This window comes from Kineococcus sp. AC630 (assembly GCF_979255925.1).
The window spans coordinates 46,508-63,373 of record NZ_CEEDMJ010000008.1 but is presented as its reverse complement, the minus strand read 5'-3'; the positions used below and the strand labels follow the sequence as shown (position 1 = coordinate 63,373).

Below are 16,866 nucleotides of genomic sequence, written 5' to 3'. Positions count from 1 at the left end.
AGGAGCCCCCGTGGCAGCAACCGACCACCCCACCGCCGCACCCTCCGGGAAGGGCCTGCAGTCCGGCGCCCTGGGGTTGTGGGGCAACACCGTCATCGGCCTCGGCGCGACGGCACCGGCCTACAGCCTGGCGGCGACGCTGGGGTACGTGGTGCTCGCGGTGCACGACAAGGCCCCGGCGATGTTCCTGGTCGCGTTCGTCCCGATGCTGCTGGTCGCGATCGCCTACCGCGAACTGAACCGCGCCGCTCCGGACTGCGGGACGACCTTCACCTGGGGCACCAAGGCGTTCGGGCCGTGGGTCGGGTGGATGGGCGGCTGGGGGGTCGCGGTGTCCGCGATCATCGTGCTCGCCAACGTCGCGGAGATCTCGGCGGTCTACACGCTGCGACTGCTCGGCCTGGACGCCGCAGCGGAGAACCTCCTCGTCCGGGTCGGCCTCGGCCTGGTGTTCATCGTCGGGATGACCTGGGTCAGCTACCGCGGGATCACCATCTCCGAGCGGATCCAGAACGTGCTGATCCTGGTGCAGTTCGCGGTGCTGGGGATCATCTCGATCGGCGCCCTGTACCTGGTCTACTCCGGCGGGGCCGGCGCCCAGGCGGTGCACCCGTCGTGGGACTGGTTCAGCCCCTTCGGCGTGAGCGGTTCGGCGCTGGCCGAAGCCGTGATCCTCTGCATCTTCATCTACTGGGGCTGGGACGCCTGCCTCGCGGTGAGCGAGGAGACGAAGGACGCCGACCGGACCCCCGGGCGGGCGGCGCTGCTCGCGACGGTCATCCTCGTCGTGACCTACGTCCTGGTGGCCGTGGCGGTGCAGGCCTACGCCGGTTTCGGGACGAGCGGCATCGGGCTGGCCAACGAGGAGAACGCCGACGACGTCCTCACCCTGCTCGGCGATCCGGTCGGCGGGGCGGTGATGTCGGGGTTGCTGTTGTTCACGGTCGCGATCTCGGCGGCCTCCTCGACCCAGACGACCATCCTGCCGACGGCGCGGGGCACCCTGTCGATGGCGGTCTACGGCGCTCTGCCGCAACGGTTCGCGAAGGTGCACCCGAAGTTCAGGACGCCGTCCTTCGGGACGGTGGTGATGGGCGCCGCGGCCGTCGCGTTCTACCTCGTCCTCAGCCTGGTGAGCCAGAACGCCCTGCAGGACTCGATCGCCTCGCTGGGGCTGGCCGTCGCGTTCTACTACGGCATCACGGCGTTCGCGTGCGTCTGGTACTTCCGCCGCACCCTGAACCGGTCCGCCCGGGACTTCCTGCTGCGGGGTCTGCTGCCCGCGCTCGGCGGGATCGCGATGCTCTGGGCCTTCGTCCAGAGCTGCGTGGACATGCTCGCCCCGGACTACGGCTACACCACGTTCGGTCCCCTCGGCGGGGTGTTCGTCATCGGCGTCGGGATGCTCGTGCTGGGCGTCCCGCTGATGCTGCTCTGCGCGACCCGCCTGCGGGCGTTCTTCCGCGGCGAGACCCTCGACGCGGACACCCCGATCCTGGTGCCGGAGACCGGCGAGCCCCCCATCGGCGGCCTCTGAGTCAGAGGACGCGCTGGAGGGTCAGGTCGGCGTCGAGGACGACGGCGCCACCCCGCGCGCCGGGCTCCAGGTGCCCGACGTCGGTGCGGCCCAGCACCAGGGCGGGGGTGGAGGTGAGGGCGGCGAGGGCGTCGTCCAGGTCGATCCCCGCGGTGAGCACGGCGAAGCGGAGCGCGCGGTCGAGGGTCAGGGTGCTGCCGGCGATCGAGCCGCCCTCGACGAGGCGGGCGACCCCGTCGACGACGTCGACCTCCAGGTCCCCCAGCAGGTAGCGACCGTCCGCGGAACCCGTCGCGGCCATGGCGTCGGTGACCAGGGCGACACGACCCCGGCCGGCCCGGTGCGCGGCGAGCGACACCACGAGCGGGTCGAGGTGCACCCCGTCGGCGATGAGTTCGACGGTGACGCGGTCGTCGTCCAGCAGCGCCCCGACCGCTCCGGGGGCCCGGTGGTGCAGGGGCGGCATCGCGTTGAAGAGGTGCGTGGCGAGGCTGACCCCGGCGTCGACGGCCCGTCGCGCCGTGGCGGCGTCGGCGTCGGTGTGGCCGATGGCCGCGACCGCTCCGGCCGCGACGATCCGTTCCACGGCAGCCAGTCCACCCGGCAGTTCGGGGGCGAGGGTGACGACGCGGACCAGCCCCGTGCCGAGCAGGCGGTCCAGGTCGACCGGATCGGGCTCCCGCAGCAGCGACGGGTCGTGCGCCCCCTGGTGCAGCGGGCTGAGCCACGGCCCCTCGAGGTGGACCCCGGCCAGCACCCCGTCGGTGACGAGGTCCGCGTAGGCGTCGAGGGTGGCGGCCAGGTCGTCGACCGGGCGGGTCACGAGGCTGGCGACCAGCGTCGTGGTGCCGTGCGCGCGGTGCACGGCGGCGACGGTGCGGGCGTCCTCGAGCGAACCCCCGAAGCTCGCCCCGCCCCCGCCGTGGCAGTGGACGTCGACGAAACCGGGGACGACGTGCGCGCCGGTGACGACCTCGTCCGCCGCGGGCGCGGGACCCGTCCCGACCGCCACGACCTCCCCCGCCCGCAGCAGCACCCACCCGTCGGGGACGACCCGTCCCCCGGTGTGGACCGTCCCCCGCGCGAGGACGGTGCTCACCGGGTCTCCGTCACCTTGCGCAGCCCGCGCGGCGCGTCCGGGTCGAGACCGCGCGCGACCGCCATCTCGAGCGCGAGGCGTTGCAGCGGAACGATCTGCACCACGGGAGCGAGGTCCTCGGGCATCCCGGTCGGCAGGTCGAGCCGGACGGTCGCGTCCGGGGCACGGCCGGCAGGGGCGACCGCGCAGACGTCGGCGCCCCGGTCCTTCAGGGCGTCGAGGACCGGCGCCATGGCGTCCCCGCCGGGACCTTCGGCCACGATCGCGATGACGGGCCGGTCCGCGTCGACCATCGCCAGCGGGCCGTGCATGAGGTCGGCGGCGGAGAACGCCTGGGCGGAGAGGTAGCTGGTCTCCATGAGCTTCAGCGCGGCCTCGCGCGCCGTCGGGTAGGAGTACCCGCGGGCGGTGACCACGAGCCGGTCGACGAAGCGGTAGCGCGCGGCGACCTCGGGCACGTCCGGGCTGGAGACGGCCCGTTCCAGGAACTGCGGCAGCGCCTTCGCGGGCGTGAGGTCGCCCCCGCGCCAGGTCGTGATCAGCAGCCACAGCGTGAGGAGCTGGGCGGTGTAGCTCTTGGTGGCGGCGACGGCGAGTTCCGGTCCGGCGTGGACGTCGAGGTGGTGCTCGGCGGCCGCGGCCAGCGGGGAGGACGGGTTGTTGGTGACGGCGAGGGTGATCGCCCCGGCCCGGCGGGCCGCGGCGGTCGACTCGACGAGGTCCGGTGACCCGCCGGACTGGCTGACGCTGATCCACAGCACCCCGCGCAGGTCGGGGGTCGCGCCGTAGACGGTGAGCGTCGAGGTGGAGGTCAGCCCGCAGGGCAGCCCGAGCCCGACCTCGACGAGGTACTTCGCGTAGAGGGCGGCGTGGTCGCTGGTGCCGCGCGCGGTCAGCAGCACGGCGCGGGGAGCCGCCTCGCGGATGAGGCCCGCGATGCGCGCGACCTCCCCCGTCGCGCTGGAGAGGATCCGGTCGGCGACGGCCGGCTGTTCGGCGATCTCGGATCGGACGAGGTGTCCCCGGGGGGTGCTCACGCGCTGCTCCAGTTCCGTGGTGCTGACGATGAAGGAAGTTGACACAACCGTAGCCGTTGGTGAAAGTCATCGCCAGACCCCTCTGGACGGAGCTTCGTGACCGACCCCGCGCACGACCCCGCGCACGACCCGGCGACGCTGCACGCTCGTCTGCTCTCCGCGCTGCCCTCGGCGACGGCGTCCGCGGCGCGCGTCCTGCGGGAAGTGCTCGACGACCCCGCGGGCGCCGCCCAGCTGACCGTCACCGAACTCGCCCGGCGGGCCACCACGAGCGAGGCGACCGTGGTGCGTACCGCGCGGTCCCTGGGTTTCGCCGGCTACCCGCAGCTGCGCCTCGCCCTCGCCGCGTCCGGCGCCGCCCACGAACCCGCCGCACTGCTGACCGGTTCGATCGAGGACTCCGCTGACCTCGCCACCGTCGTCGCGACGCTGGCCGCCGTCGAGACCGAGGCGATCACGGCGACCGCCCGCACGCTGGACGTCGTCGCCCTCGCCGCGGCCGCCGACGCGGTCCACACCGCGCGGGTCGTCGACTGCTACGGCATCGGCGCCTCGGGCCTGCTGGCCGCGGACTTCGACCACAAGGCCGCCCGGGTCGGTCTGCTCACCCGGCTGCGCACCGAGGGGCACGGCGCCCTCGTCAGTTCCGCCCTGCTGGAACCCGGCGACACGGCCCTCGTCGTCAGCCACTCGGGGCGGACGGTCGACGTCGTGACCGCCGCCCGGCAGGCCCGGGACCGGGGAGCCACCGTCGTCGCGGTGACGAGTTCGGCGGGTTCGCCGTTGGCCGGGTGCGCGGACCACACGCTGGTCGCGACCGGGCGGGAGACGGCCTACCGCGCGGGGGCGATGGCGAGCCGCGCGAGTTCCCTGCTCGTCCTCGACTGCCTGTACGTGGCGGTCGTGCAGCGACGCGGGAGTTCCGCCACCGCTGCGCTGCAACGGACCTACCGCGCCGTCGAAGGACCGCGGTCGGTCGAGGGCGGGCGACCGGTCCGTCGCCGGTAGGCGGCGCTGAGGCTGAACGCGTCGGCGTAGCCGACCTCGCGGGCGATGGCGGCGATCGTCCGGTCGCTGGTCCGCAGCAGTTCCGCGGCGAGGTCGAGGCGGTGGGCCCGGAGGTAGGCGATCACCGGCTCTCCGGTGAGGCCGTGGAAACGCCGCGCGAGGGACGCCCGGGAGACGCCCACCCGGCCCGCGAGCTCCCCGACCGTCCACGGCCGGGCGGGATCGCCGTGCAGGAGTTCCAGCACCGGACCCACCACGGGATCGGCCACCGCCGCCAGCCACCCGGTGTCGTCGCGCGACCGGAGCACCGTGATGACGAGGAGGTCCACGAGACGGTCGAGGACGGCGTGCTGCCACGCCCCTTCCCGCACCGACTCCGTGGTCAGGAGTTCCCGCAACGCCGGTGGTGCGGGAGCCCGCACGACCGCGGGGAGGGCGGCGAGGACACGCCGATCGAGGACGTCACCCGCCGGGTGGGTGGCGTGGACGACGAGGGTCTCCGCCCCCAGCGCGCTCCCGTAGCTGCGGGCCTGGTGCAGGCGCCACCGGTCGCCCGCCGCGACCGTGGGTTCAGCGGGTTCCCGACTCCGCCCCGGACCCTCGACGACGACCCCGGGCGGGGTTCCCCGGGCGTCCCGGAGTTCGTGCGGGCCGCGGACGAGCAGCACGTCACCCGGTTCGACGACCTCCCCGGCGCACCCGGCCGCACCGCGGACGAGCACGTGGACGGTCAGTCCCGCGTCGCCGACGAACCGCATCCCCCACGGTTCCGCCAGGTAGGAGAGCGAGACGTGCGTGCGGGCCCTCCCGCCGAGCAGATCGCCGAGCACCCCTGCACCGTAGACGCCGGAACATGCCCGTGAGCACCGGGAACCTGTTGCTCCGTCCCGGGGAGAGGTGGACTGGGTCCCGGGACCCTGAGGAGGAAACGATGCTGATCGTCCTGTCCGGACTGCCCGGCAGCGGGAAGACGACCGTGGCCCGGGCACTGACCGCCCGCGCGGGTGTGGTGCACCTGCGGATGGACACCGTGGAGCAGGCCCTGGTCGACTCCGGCCGCGAGACCCACCCCGTGAGCCCCGCCGGGTACTACGTCCTGCGCGCGTTGGCGGGCGACCTGCTGCGCCAGGGACACACCGTGGTCGCCGACAGCGTGAACCCGCTGACGGTCACGCGGGAGATGTGGCGACGGGTCGCGCGGGAGGCCGACGTGGGGTTCCGCGAGGTCGAGGTCGTGTGTTCCGACGTCGCGCTGCACGAGCGGCGGGTGCGCGAGCGCGTCGGTGACGTCGAGGGGTTGCCGCTGCCCACCTGGGAGGACGTGCAAGCCGTGGAGTTCGAGCCGTGGGACGGGGACCGGCTGGTCGTCGACACCGCGACGGAGGCGGTCGCCGCGGCCGTCGAACGCGTGCTCGAGGGGCCGGCCCGACCGTGACGGGTGGAGGAACGTCTCCCGTCCTCAGGGGCGGAAGACCATCAGGAGGGTCTCGCGTCCCTCGTCCTCACCGCGCTCCCCCGTGGGCACGAAACCCGCCCGCTGCCAGGCGGCGATCGCCCGGGCGTTGTCCACCCCGGGGTCGACGGTGAGGGTTCCCCAGCCGGAACGGGTCAGCTCCTCGGCCAGGGCCCGGGCGACCCGGGGGCCCGTCCTCCGACCCTGCGCGTGCGCGGCCAGGAACATGTCGAGGCCGGTGCTGCCGTCGGGGTCGCGCCAGGCCTGCAGCAACCCGACCGGCTCGCCGTCCCGGAGCACGAGGTGGACGACGACGTCGGGGGCGCGCGCTCCGGTGTACTTGCGCTGGACCTCCGCGAGCGGCACCGGTTCGCCGCCCCACCAGCGGTGGACACGGGGGTCGGCCAACCACCCGGTGATGAGTTCGGCGTCCTCGGACGTGCTGAGTCGCAACCCCTCGTCACCCACGAGCAGCGACTCCGGGTACGGCCGGTGCGGGGACGGGTCCGCGGGGCTCGGTGCCCGGCCGGTCCCCCGTTCCTCACCAGGTCGCAACGGCGTGCCGTTCCACGTGCTCCAGGTCCAGGTCGTCGCCGAGGCCAGGGGTTTCGGGCATGGCCACGGACCCGTCGGCGTCCATCGGGTCCACGATCGAGTTCAGGTGCGGTGGGACCCAGTCGTAGTCCAGGTGCGGGTGCAGCAACCCGCGCTCGTACCAGCGACCGTTTCCCATCGCGCCGAGCAGGGCCAGGTTCGCCGATCCCGGCCCGTGGATCTCGCAGTCCATCCCGAACGCCTCGGCGACGTGCACGGCCTTCATCGCCGCACCGATGCCGGCCCCGTTGGAGGCCCCCACCCGGAGGATGTCGCACGCTCCGGCGACCGCCCACTCCGCACGGACGTGGAACGTCCCGAACGCCGTCTCGGGCCCGACGACCGGGATCTCCAACTGGTCGGCGAGCCAGCGGTAGGACTGCATCGAGGACTCCTCCATGGGTTCCTCGTACCAGGCGAAACCCAGCTCCTGGATCGCCCGGCCCAGGGTGAGCGCCTCCACCCGGGAGTACCAGTGGTTCGCGTCGAGCATCAGGGGGACGTCCGGCCCGACCGCCTCGCGGACGGCCGTGCAGGCGGCGATGTCCCGCCGGACGTCGGGGGCCCCGGGGACGGGCGGCATCCAGGTGTGGAGTTTGATCGCCGGGTACCCCTGGTCCAGGAGCTGCACCGCGAACTCCCCGTACTCCTGCGGGGAACTCAGCCCGCCGGGGACGTCGTCGCCGCACATCGTGCTGCCGTAGGCGGGAACCCGGTCGCGGACCCCGCCGAGCAACCGCCACACCGGCATCCCGGTCCGCCGTCCGAGCAGGTCCCACAACGCCTGGTCGACGGTGCTGAGCGTCCGGTCCAGCAGTGCGCCGTGGGTGCCGCGTCGACGTTTCGCCAGCTCGTACCAGAGCCGGTCCCGCTGGTACGGATCGGCCCCGAGCAGGACGGGCCGGACGTGCTGCTCGACCAGGGAACGTTCGACGGCAAAGGAAGGAGCTGCGAGACAACGGCCTTCGACCCCGTCGCTGTCCCGGACCGTCAGCAGCGCGGCCGTCGTGGTGTGCCCGGGGCCCGGGTGGGCGTGACCGTCGCTGTCGACGTGCAGCCGGGTCTCGGTCTCGAAGACCCGGACCGAGACGTCGGTGATGCTCGTGGGCACGGGTGCCTGCCTCCTCGCAGCGTGTGCGACCGACCCTAGGCAGCGCGCGGAGGGGTGTCAACGAAACCCCCTCCGCGCAACTCCCCGTCGACCGGGACCCGCTCAGGGCAGGGTGAGGACGACCGGTCCGTCGGAGGTGATCGCCACGGTGTGCTCCTCGTGCGCCCCGGAACTCCCGTCGACGCTGCGCATCGTCCACCCGTCGTCGTCGGTCGTGAACTCGGGGCTCCCACCGGCCATGAACCAGGGTTCGATGGCGACGACCAGCCCGGGCTTGAGGACGAGCCCGCGACCGGCGCGGCCGTCGTTGGGGACCGAGGGGTCCTCGTGCATCGTGTGCCCGACGCCGTGACCACCGAAGGTGGTGTTGACCCCGCACCCGTGCGCCCGGCCGACGGCACCGATCGCGGCGGAGACGTCACCGATCCGGTTCCCGACGACGGCGGCGGCGATCCCGGCCGCGAGCGCCTCCCTGGTCGCCGCGACGAGTTCCGCGTCACCGGGGCGGGGAGTGCCGACGCTGAAGGTCGTGGCGGAGTCACCGGCCCAGCCGCCGAGGACCGCACCGCAGTCGACGCTCAGCAGGTCACCGTCGCGCAGGACGTAGCGGCCGGGGATCCCGTGCAGCACGGCGTCGTTCACCGAGGCGCAGATGACCCCGGGGAAGGGCGAGTCGGCGAATCCGGGCTGGTAGCCGAGGAACGGGGAGGTCGCCCCGGCCCCGAAGATCACCTCACGGGCGACGGCGTCGAGTTCGTCGAGGCGCATCCCGACGGCCGCGTGCTCCCTCACCGCGGCCAGGGCCGCGCCGACGACCCGACCGGCGGCCCGCATCCCCTCGATCTCGCGGGGTGTCTTCAGCTCGACCACGTCGACCTCCTGCTCGTCACGGACTTGGTATTCCTATCCCGGTATTAGTATCACTCCATGGTCCGTCCGCCGCTGCCCGAGGAAGTCCGCGCCCGAGGTCGTCTCCTGGGCGAACTGCTCCGCTCCGCGCGCGGCGAGCGCACCGTCCCGCAGATCTCCGCCGCCTCCGGCGTCCCGGCCGAGACGCTGCGCAAGATCGAGTCCGGCCGCATCCCGACCCCCGCGTTCTTCACCGTCGTGGCCCTCGCGAACGCCCTGGACCTGCCTCTAGCGGACCTCGTGACCCACTGCGCCGCACCGGCATCCCGGACGGAGGGGGTCGCGTGAAGCTGTTCACCGACGAGGGGTCCCGGCGCGCCGTCGCGACCGACCGCTCCGGCCACCTGCCGGCGACGTTGCCCGACGGGGTCGTGCGCGCGGCCACCGTCGACGACGTCGTCGAGACCCTCCGCTGGGCCACCGAGCACCGCACCCCGGTCGTCACCCGGGGCGCCGGGACGGGCCTCGCCGCCGGGTCGAGCGCCCAGGCGGGCGAGATCGTCCTGGACCTGTCGGGGATGGACCGCATCGTCGGGATCCGCCCCGACGACCAGGTCGCCGTCGTCGAACCCGGCGTCCTCACCGCCGACCTGGACGCCGCGGCCGGCGAGCACGGGCTGTTCTACGCGCCTGACCCGGCCAGTTCCGCGATCTCCTCGATCGGCGGGAACATCGCCACCAACGCGGGCGGTCTGCGCTGCGCGAAGTACGGCGTGACCCGCGACGCCGTCCTCGGTCTGGACCTGGTGCTCGCCGACGGCCGGAAGGTCTCGACGGGGCGCCAGACCGTCAAGGGCGTCGCCGGCTACGACCTCACCAGCCTCGTCGTGGGTTCGGAGGGGACCCTCGCCGTCGTCGTGGGCGCGACCCTGCGGTTGCGGCCGCGACCGGCCGCGATCGCCACGCTGGCGGCGCACTTCGACGACCTCGTGGCCGCGGCGGCCGCCGCCTCGGCGATCACGACGGCCCGCCTGCAACCCTCCGTCCTGGAACTCGTGGACAGCGTCACCCTCGAGGCCGTCGACGCGGCCCGGGGTTCCTCGTTGCGCGCCCTGGGTGCCGCCGTCCTCGTCGTGCAGTGCGACGGCCTCAGCGCTCAGGCCGAGATCGACGCCGTCGCCGCGGTCGTGGCGCCGTTCGCGTCGTCGTGGCGTTCGACGAGCGACCCCGTCGAGGCCGAGGAACTGCTGGCCGCCCGCCGGGCGGGACTGCCGGCCCTGGAACGCACGGGCGACGTGTTCATCGAGGACGTCGCCGTGCCGCGGTCGCAGCTGGCCGCGGCCGTCGCGGGCATCCAGGAGATCTCCGCCCGCACCGGGGTGCGGATCGCGACGATCGCCCACGCCGGCGACGGGAACCTGCACCCGATCATCGTCGTGGAACGCGGCGGGACGGTCACGGAGGGCCCGCCCTGGGACGCGGCCTGCGCGGTGTTCGACCTCGCCCTGGCCCTCGGCGGGACCCTCACGGGTGAGCACGGCGTCGGGTTGCTGAAACGCACCTGGTTGCGGCGGGAACTCGGCGACGACTCGCTCTCGTTGCAGCGCAGCATCAAGGCGGTGTTCGACCCGCTGGGGATCCTCAACCCCGGCAAGGCCGTCTGATCACCGCGGGGCAGCGCGGAGGGCGTCGACGAGCAGGTCGAGCAGGCGGACGGGTTGTCCTGGCGGCCCGCCGGCGGTGGAGAGGAACACCCCGAGCAGCATCGCGGCCACGTCGTCGGGTTCGACGTCGGCGCGCAACGTCCCGGTCCTCGCCCCCTCCGCGAGGAACGTCGCCAGGACCGCGGTGATGCGTTCCCGCGTCGCCGGAGTGGTGATCCGACCCGAGGCCCAGCCGGCCCGCAACGTGTCCATCATCGCGCGCTTGGTGGCGACGAACTCGGCGTAGCGGGCCAGCCAGGCCCGCAGGGCGAGGTCCGGCGGAAGCTCGGCCAGCACCCCGGACGCGGCCTCGACGACGCCGTCGAGCTCTGCGCCGTAGACGGCTTCCACCAGCGCGTCCCGGGTCGGGAAGTGCCGGTAGAGCGTCCCGATCCCGACCCCGGCGTCACGGGCGATGGTCTCGAGCGCGACGGCCTCGCCACCGGCGAAGGCCGCCCGGGCGGCGCTCAGCAGCAGCTCGCGGTTGCGGGCTACGTCGGCGCGTGGACGACGGGGAGCGACAGACAAAGCGGAGGTTCCTCCGTTTCAGTGCTAACGTCGTCGATACGGAGGCTCCTCCGCTTCAACCCATCATCCCACGTCGAGAGGGATCCCACGATGACCAGCACCGCCACGCTCGCGGGCCGCACCGTCCACCGCATCGGCTACGGCGCCATGCAGCTGGAACGGCTCCACACCGACCGCGAAGCCGCGATCACCCTGCTGCGCCACGCCTTCGACCGCGGCGTCGACCACGTCGACACGGCGCAGTTCTACGGCGACGGTTTCGTCAACGGCGTGCTGCGCGACGCACTGCGCCGCGACGACGACGTCCTGGTCGCGACCAAGGTCGGCGGCGAACCGAACCCCACCGGCCCGGTCCCGTTGCGACTGGCCCAGCGTCCCGAGCAGCTCCGGGCGAGCGTCGAGGCGAACCTGACGAGCCTCCGCCTCGACCGGCTGCCCCTGGTGAACCTGCGCCGGGCCGAGGTCGGACCGGGTCTGATCGCGGAAGGTGACCAGGTCGTCGACCTCGACGACCAGCTCGCCGTCCTGACGGAACTGCGGGACGCCGGGAAGGTCGGGGCGATCGGCCTGAGCAACGTCACCCTGTCCGACCTGCGACGGGCACTGCCCGTCGGGATCGCCTGCGTGCAGAACTCCTACAGCCTGGTGAGCCGCGACAGCGAGGACCTCCTCGACCTCTGCACGACGGAGGACATCGCCTGGGTGCCGTACTTCCCGCTCGGCGGGGCGTTCCCGGGCCTGCCGAAGGTGACCGACGAACCCGCGGTTCGGGCTGCGGCGCAGGCCCTCGGGGTCACCCCCGCGCAGGTCGGTCTCGCATGGCTGCTGGCCCACGCCGCCACCACCCACCTCATCCCGGGCACGGCGGACCTCGCCCACCTCGAGGCGAACCTCGCCGTCGGCGGGATCACGCTGGACGCCGCGACCCTGGCCGCGCTCGACGCGGTCCCGTCCCGCTCCGGGAACATCACCACCCAGTGAGACGCCCCGCCCTCCGGCCGGGTGATGTTTGCATGAACATGCACTCCGGTGCATAATGTTCCGCATGTCCAAGGTGCTCACGTCCCTGCCCGCCGGCGAACGCGTCGGCATCGCCTTCTCGGGCGGTCTCGACACGTCGGTGGCCGTCGCGTGGATGCGCGAGAAGGGCGCGGTGCCCTGCACCTACACCGCCGACATCGGGCAGTACGACGAACCCGACATCGACTCCGTGCCGGGACGGGCCTCGGCCTACGGCGCCGAGCTCGCGCGCCTCGTCGACTGCCGGGCCGCGCTGGTCGAGGAGGGCCTCGCCGCCCTGACCACCGGTGCCTTCCACATCCGTTCCGGCGGCCGCAGCTACTTCAACACCACCCCGCTGGGCCGGGCCGTCACCGGCACGCTGCTGGTGCGCGCGATGCTCGCGGACGACGTCCAGATCTGGGGCGACGGCTCCACCTACAAGGGCAACGACATCGAGCGGTTCTACCGCTACGGCCTGCTCGCCAACCCCTCGCTGCGGATCTACAAGCCGTGGCTGGACGCCGACTTCGTCACCGAGCTCGGTGGGCGCAAGGAGATGTCGGAGTGGCTGCAGGCCCGCGACCTCCCCTACCGCGCGAGCACCGAGAAGGCGTACTCCACCGACGCGAACATCTGGGGCGCCACCCACGAGGCCAAGCGCCTCGAGCACCTCGACGTCGGCGTCGAACTGGTCGAACCCATCATGGGCGTCCGGTTCTGGGACCCCGCCGTCGAGATCGCGACCGAGGACGTGACGATCGGCTTCGAACAGGGCCGTCCCGTCTCGATCAACGGTGAGACGTTCGAGAACGCCGTGGACCTCGTCCTGGCCGCGAACGCCATCGGCGGTCGGCACGGGCTCGGCATGTCCGACCAGATCGAGAACCGGATCATCGAGGCCAAGTCCCGCGGGATCTACGAGGCGCCGGGCATGGCCCTGCTGCACGCGGCCTACGAACGCCTCGTCAACGCCGTCCACAACGAGGACACCGTCGCGAGCTACCACAACGAGGGTCGTCGCCTCGGTCGCCTCATGTACGAGGGCCGCTGGCTGGACCCGCAGGCGCTCATGCTGAGGGAGTCGCTGCAGCGCTGGGTCGGCAACGCCGTCACCGGTTCCGTCAGCCTGCGGCTGCGCCGCGGCGAGGACTACTCGATCCTCGACACCCAGGGTCCGGCCTTCAGCTACCACCCGGACAAGCTGTCGATGGAACGCACCGAGGACTCCGCCTTCGGTCCCGTCGACCGCATCGGGCAGCTGACCATGCGCAACCTCGACATCGCCGACTCCCGCGCCAAGCTCGAGCAGTACGCGGGCATGGGCATGGTCGGCAGTTCCCAGGTCAGCCTCATCGGGGCCCTGGAGGCCGGTGGCGCGGAGGCGATCGCGTCCCGCGGCACGGGCAGCGGCGACGAGCTCCTCGACCGGGCGGCCATGGAGGCCGGCACCGACTGACCGGCACCGACCGACCGTCACCGACCGACCGTCACCGACCGACCGGCACCGACTGACCGGCACCGGGGGTCAGGCCGTCACGGCGCGACGGTCACCGGTTCGGCGTCGCAGATGCGCAGGAGCTCGGAGTACGTCGTCGGGAAGACCGTGTGCGGGGTTCCCGCAGCGGCCCAGACGACGTCGTAGCGCAGCAGGTCGACGTCGATCACCGTCCGCAGGTGGGCCGGGTGCCCGAGCGGTGCGACCCCGCCGATGGGCTGCCCCGTCGCGGCCCGGACCGTCGCCGCGTTCGGGCGGGTCAGCTTCTCCACCCCGAGGGCGGCCGCGGTGTGCTCCGGGTCCACGCGGTGCCCACCGCTGGTGAGGACGAGGACCGGCTCACCGTCGGCGAGGAACACCAGGCTGTTGGCGATCGCCCCCACCGAACACCCCAGGGCACCGGCGGCGTCGGCGGCCGTGCGGGCCGACGTCGTCAGTTCCACGACCTCACCACCCGCTCCGGCCTCGTGCAGGGCTTGCGACACGACTTCGGCGTTGCGGTGCACGCGAACTCCCGGGATCGGGTGGAGCTACGAGGTGTCCTGGCGATCCTCGCCCCGGACCGCCGGGGAGAGCAAGCCGCTGCGCAGCCCGATCGACACCGCTTCGGCACGGGAGGACGCCCCGAGTTTGGCGAAGATGCGGGAGACGTGCACGCTGGCGGTCTTCTCGGCCATGAACAACTCCTCCCCCACCTGCCGGTTGGTGCGCCCGGCGGCGAGCAGGTCGAGGACCTGCAACTCCCGCGCGGTCAGCGGGCCGCGCCCGGGAGCCGCCGTGGCGCGCATCCGGCGGGCCAGGTCCTCCAGCGCCGCCGACAACGGGACGGCGCGCATCGCCGCCGCCGCCCGACGCGCCTCGTCGAGGGCGAGCAACCCCTCCTCGCGCAGACCGGCCGCGCTGCACGCCTCGGCCAGGCGCCACCGCGCCCGGGCCAGGTCGTAGACGTCGCCGTAGGAGAACTCCTCGACCGCGAGGCGCCAGGCCCGCACCTGCTCCGCCGGGTCGCTCCCGCGGAACCGGGCCACCTCGGCGTGAACCGTCGCGAGCCAGGCGCGACCTTCCGGGCCCATCGTCCCCGCGCGCGGTTGTCCCACCTCGACGAGGTGCAGCACGCGGTCGTGGATGCGCTGCACGAGAGCGTCGTCGGTGGAACGGGCGTCCGCGAGCGCCGCGACGGCCTGGGCTCCCAGGCGCAGACCGCGCAGGTGGGCGGGGTTCTCGATGCCCTCGAAGCTGAAGAGGGCCTCGGTGAGCAGCCGGGCGGCACCGGCCGGGTCCCCGCGCCAGCTCAGCACCTCGGCCTGCACGACGGTGACGGAGAGGCCTTCCTCGGGGTCGTCGGACCAGGCGGGGTCGAGCAGGGCGGTGACCTCGTCGAAGGCCCCGCGCGCGGCGAGGACCTGCGCCTGGACGACGCCGACGGCCGCGGCGGCCAGGTGGGGGGCCTGCGATCCGATCGCCCGGGCCTGACGCAGCGCGCGGTCGAACTCCCCGGTGACGAAGCTCGTCGTGACCTGCAGCCAGAGCAGTTGCAGGCCGTAGGGCGCCCAGGACAGCCCGACCGAGGCGGCCCAGGCGCAGGAGTCGTCGAGGACCTCCGCCGCACCCGCGAGGTCTCCCCGGTCGTAGCGTTCGACGGCCAGGTTGTACCGGGCCCGCAGGGCGGTGCCGAGGTGGCCGGCCTCCTCGGCCGTGCGGGCGGCGCGGGCGAAGAGCGCGTCGGCGTCGGCGAGCGCGCCGTCGAGGTTGTCGAGACCGCCGAGGGTGATGAGGACGTCGGCCTCGGCCCCCGCGAGGTCGCCCGACGTGGCGACCAGGGCGAGCGCGCGTTCGGCTTCCCGCCGGCACTCGGTGAACCGGTCGAGGTTCAGGTAGCACCGGGCGATCACGGCGGTGGCCCAGCAGACCGCCTGCGCCGCAGCGGGATCGTCGCCGCCCCGGCGTTGCGCCTCGCGGGCCTGGGTGATGGCCCGTTCCTGCTGCCCGCACCCCCAGAGCGCGGTGGCGCACTGCCGGTGGACCTCGGCGGCCAGCGCGGGCGCGGCGTCGTCGGGCAGGAGGTCGACCGCGGCGCGGGCGAGCAGGGCGGACCGTCCGGGATCCCCGGAGACCATCGCGAGGTCGGAGGCACGCGTGGTGAGTTCGAGGAGGGTCGTCCCGGACCGTCGGGCGGCGTCGGGTACGGCGTCGAAGAGCGGGAGGACCTCCTCGAGGTGTCGCCAGGCCTCGGCCGGGGCGCGCAGGCGTTCGGCCTCGTCGGCGGCGGCGATGCCCGCGACGAGCGCCCCGGCGAGGTCGTTGCTGCGGCGGGCGTGGTGGGCGAGTTCGGCAGCGGAGGCGAAGGAGTGTGTCGCGGCGGAGGCGGAGGGCTGCCCCGCGGCGGTGGAGCCGGTGATGGCGCGGGCGTAGGCGGCGTGCAGCCGGACCCGTTCACCGGGCAGCAGGTCCTCGTAGACGGCTTCCTGCAGCAGGGCGTGCCGGAAGGCGTAGCCGTCCTGGCCGTCGACGTCGAGGATCCGGAGGGCGACGGCCGTCCGGACCCGTGCGTCGAGGTCGTCGTCGGAGGTTCCCGTCGCGGCCCGCAGCAGGTCGTGCCGGACGCGGCGGCCGCCGACGGAGGCGGCCCGGACGAGGTCGGCCACCTCGGGTGGCAGCGTCTCGACCCGGGCGAGGACGACGTCGGCGAGGGCGGTCGGCAGGCGACCACCGCGCACGGGCGCGGCGAGCAGGAGTTCCGCCGCGTAGTAGGCGTTCCCCTCGGCGCGCTGGTGGATGCGGCTCGCCGTCGTGGGGTCGACGTCGCGCCCGAGGAGGTCGCGCAGGAACTGACGCATCTCCGCACCCGTGAAGGGTTCGAGGGCCAGGCGCCGCACGGAGGCCAGCCGGCCGAGTTCGGCGAGGACGGGCCGCAGCGGGTGACGCCGGTGCAGGTCGTCGGTGCGGACGGTGGCGACGACGAGGAGTCGTTCCTCCCGCACCCGGCGGAGCAGGTAGGTCAGCAGGTCGCGGCTGGCGCTGTCGGCCCAGTGCAGGTCCTCGAGGACGAGCAGGACCGGCCGGTCCCGGGCGGCGGCGGCCAGGGTGGCGGTGACCGCGTCGAAGAGCTGCAGCGGGGACAGGTCGGAACCGGTCGGGCCCGGTCGGCCACCGAACCACCGGTCGGGGTCGTCGCCGCGCAACGGTTCCAGGGCTTCGACGAAGGGCAGGTACGGCAGGGCCTCGCCACCGGCGGAGGCGCAGTGCCCGAGGAGGACGGTGTCCCCGTTCCCGCGCGCGCGGTGGGCGAGTTCGGCGACGAGCCGGGACTTGCCGACCCCGGCGTCGGCCTCGACCAGGACGGCCCCGGAGGTTCCCGCGCGGGCCGCACCGAGGGCTCCCTCGAGCACGTCGAGTTCCCGTGCCCGCCCGACGAGGCGGGTCGGGTCGGGCGGCAGCGCGGGCACGCCG

16 protein-coding genes are annotated in these 16,866 nt (G+C 73.7%); 7 read left to right on the top strand and 9 right to left on the bottom strand.

What is annotated here, in order from left to right:
• Window positions 1–10: 10 nt before the first annotated feature.
• Entirely contained in the window at window positions 11–1,537 is a 1,527-nt protein-coding gene (locus AC0I8G_RS10275; protein ID WP_471729823.1) for an APC family permease, read from the top strand.
• 1 nt (window position 1,538) lies between these two features.
• On the opposite strand, the gene nagA is transcribed toward AC0I8G_RS10275, so the two are convergent.
• Both nagA and AC0I8G_RS10265 read right to left on the bottom strand, forming a co-directional pair.
• Complete coding sequence (gene nagA, locus AC0I8G_RS10270; RefSeq protein ID WP_471729822.1) at window positions 1,539–2,636, bottom strand: N-acetylglucosamine-6-phosphate deacetylase; 1,098 nt, start codon at window positions 2,634–2,636, stop codon at window positions 1,539–1,541.
• The gene (locus tag AC0I8G_RS10265; RefSeq protein WP_471729821.1) at window positions 2,633–3,673 is read right to left on the bottom strand and encodes an SIS domain-containing protein; all 1,041 of its coding nucleotides are present in this window, start codon (window positions 3,671–3,673) and stop codon (window positions 2,633–2,635) included. Before AC0I8G_RS10265 ends, nagA begins: the two co-directional genes overlap by 4 nt.
• A 96-nt stretch (window positions 3,674–3,769) precedes the next feature.
• Between AC0I8G_RS10265 and AC0I8G_RS10260 the strand changes: the two genes are divergently transcribed.
• Window positions 3,770–4,681, top strand: a complete 912-nt coding sequence (locus tag AC0I8G_RS10260) for a MurR/RpiR family transcriptional regulator (RefSeq protein ID WP_471729820.1) — start codon at window positions 3,770–3,772, stop codon at window positions 4,679–4,681.
• Here the strand turns inward: AC0I8G_RS10260 and AC0I8G_RS10255 are convergent.
• Window positions 4,621–5,511 carry a helix-turn-helix transcriptional regulator gene (locus tag AC0I8G_RS10255; protein WP_471729819.1) on the bottom strand — a complete coding sequence of 297 codons (891 nt, stop codon included), beginning with the start codon at window positions 5,509–5,511 and terminating at the stop codon, window positions 4,621–4,623. The genes AC0I8G_RS10260 and AC0I8G_RS10255 overlap by 61 nt on opposite strands.
• 101 nt (window positions 5,512–5,612) lie before the next feature.
• Here AC0I8G_RS10255 and AC0I8G_RS10250 point away from each other — a divergent pair, with 101 nt between their 5' ends.
• Complete coding sequence (locus AC0I8G_RS10250; RefSeq protein WP_471729818.1) at window positions 5,613–6,116, top strand: P-loop nucleotide/nucleoside kinase family protein; 504 nt, start codon at window positions 5,613–5,615, stop codon at window positions 6,114–6,116.
• 24 nt (window positions 6,117–6,140) lie between these two features.
• Here AC0I8G_RS10250 and AC0I8G_RS10245 read toward each other — a convergent pair whose 3' ends face one another.
• The 3 genes from AC0I8G_RS10245 to map form a co-directional block, all read right to left on the bottom strand.
• On the bottom strand, window positions 6,141–6,587 hold the full coding sequence (locus AC0I8G_RS10245; RefSeq protein WP_471729817.1) for a GNAT family N-acetyltransferase: 447 nt from the start codon (window positions 6,585–6,587) through the stop codon (window positions 6,141–6,143).
• Between the two features lie 88 nt (window positions 6,588–6,675).
• On the bottom strand, window positions 6,676–7,839 hold the full coding sequence (locus AC0I8G_RS10240) for an enolase C-terminal domain-like protein (RefSeq protein ID WP_471729816.1): 1,164 nt from the start codon (window positions 7,837–7,839) through the stop codon (window positions 6,676–6,678).
• A 102-nt stretch (window positions 7,840–7,941) separates the two neighbouring features.
• Window positions 7,942–8,709: a type I methionyl aminopeptidase gene (gene map / locus AC0I8G_RS10235; RefSeq protein WP_471729815.1), complete on the bottom strand. Its 768-nt coding sequence runs from the start codon at window positions 8,707–8,709 to the stop codon at window positions 7,942–7,944.
• Window positions 8,710–8,766: 57 nt separating this feature from the next.
• On the opposite strand from map, the gene AC0I8G_RS10230 reads away from it, so the two are divergent.
• Both AC0I8G_RS10230 and AC0I8G_RS10225 read left to right on the top strand, forming a co-directional pair.
• Complete coding sequence (locus tag AC0I8G_RS10230) at window positions 8,767–9,036, top strand: helix-turn-helix domain-containing protein (protein WP_471729814.1); 270 nt, start codon at window positions 8,767–8,769, stop codon at window positions 9,034–9,036.
• Window positions 9,033–10,352 carry an FAD-binding oxidoreductase gene (locus tag AC0I8G_RS10225; protein WP_471729813.1) on the top strand — a complete coding sequence of 440 codons (1,320 nt, stop codon included), beginning with the start codon at window positions 9,033–9,035 and terminating at the stop codon, window positions 10,350–10,352. The genes AC0I8G_RS10230 and AC0I8G_RS10225 overlap by 4 nt, the downstream gene beginning before the upstream one ends.
• Here the strand turns inward: AC0I8G_RS10225 and AC0I8G_RS10220 are convergent, their stop codons facing one another.
• A complete protein-coding gene (locus tag AC0I8G_RS10220; protein ID WP_471729812.1) occupies window positions 10,353–10,919 on the bottom strand; it encodes a TetR/AcrR family transcriptional regulator in 567 nt (188 codons plus the stop codon). It abuts the gene before it with no gap.
• 90 nt (window positions 10,920–11,009) lie between these two features.
• On the opposite strand from AC0I8G_RS10220, the gene AC0I8G_RS10215 reads away from it, so the two are divergent.
• Both AC0I8G_RS10215 and argG read left to right on the top strand, forming a co-directional pair.
• On the top strand, window positions 11,010–11,900 hold the full coding sequence (locus AC0I8G_RS10215) for an aldo/keto reductase (RefSeq protein ID WP_471729811.1): 891 nt from the start codon (window positions 11,010–11,012) through the stop codon (window positions 11,898–11,900).
• 64 nt (window positions 11,901–11,964) lie between these two features.
• A complete protein-coding gene (argG, locus tag AC0I8G_RS10210; RefSeq protein ID WP_380260647.1) occupies window positions 11,965–13,377 on the top strand; it encodes an argininosuccinate synthase in 1,413 nt (470 codons plus the stop codon).
• Between the two features lie 77 nt (window positions 13,378–13,454).
• Here argG and AC0I8G_RS10205 read toward each other — a convergent pair whose 3' ends face one another.
• Together AC0I8G_RS10205 and AC0I8G_RS10200 are read right to left on the bottom strand one after the other, a co-directional pair.
• Entirely contained in the window at window positions 13,455–13,901 is a 447-nt protein-coding gene (locus AC0I8G_RS10205; protein ID WP_471729810.1) for a YbaK/EbsC family protein, read from the bottom strand.
• A gap of 45 nt (window positions 13,902–13,946) precedes the next feature.
• Window positions 13,947–16,862 carry a helix-turn-helix transcriptional regulator gene (locus AC0I8G_RS10200; protein ID WP_471729809.1) on the bottom strand — a complete coding sequence of 972 codons (2,916 nt, stop codon included), beginning with the start codon at window positions 16,860–16,862 and terminating at the stop codon, window positions 13,947–13,949.
• Between the last annotated feature and the right edge of the window lie 4 nt (window positions 16,863–16,866).

Bases quoted from the DNA above. Each gene is read 5' to 3' on its own strand.
- AC0I8G_RS10250 (WP_471729818.1), top strand. From the start codon at position 5,613: ATGCTGATCGTCCTGTCCGGACTGCCCGGCAGCGGGAAGACGACCGTG.
- AC0I8G_RS10215 (WP_471729811.1), top strand. From the start codon at position 11,010: ATGACCAGCACCGCCACGCTCGCGGGCCGCACCGTCCACCGCATCGGC.
- argG (WP_380260647.1), top strand. From the start codon at position 11,965: ATGTCCAAGGTGCTCACGTCCCTGCCCGCCGGCGAACGCGTCGGCATC.
- AC0I8G_RS10230 (WP_471729814.1), top strand. From the start codon at position 8,767: ATGGTCCGTCCGCCGCTGCCCGAGGAAGTCCGCGCCCGAGGTCGTCTC.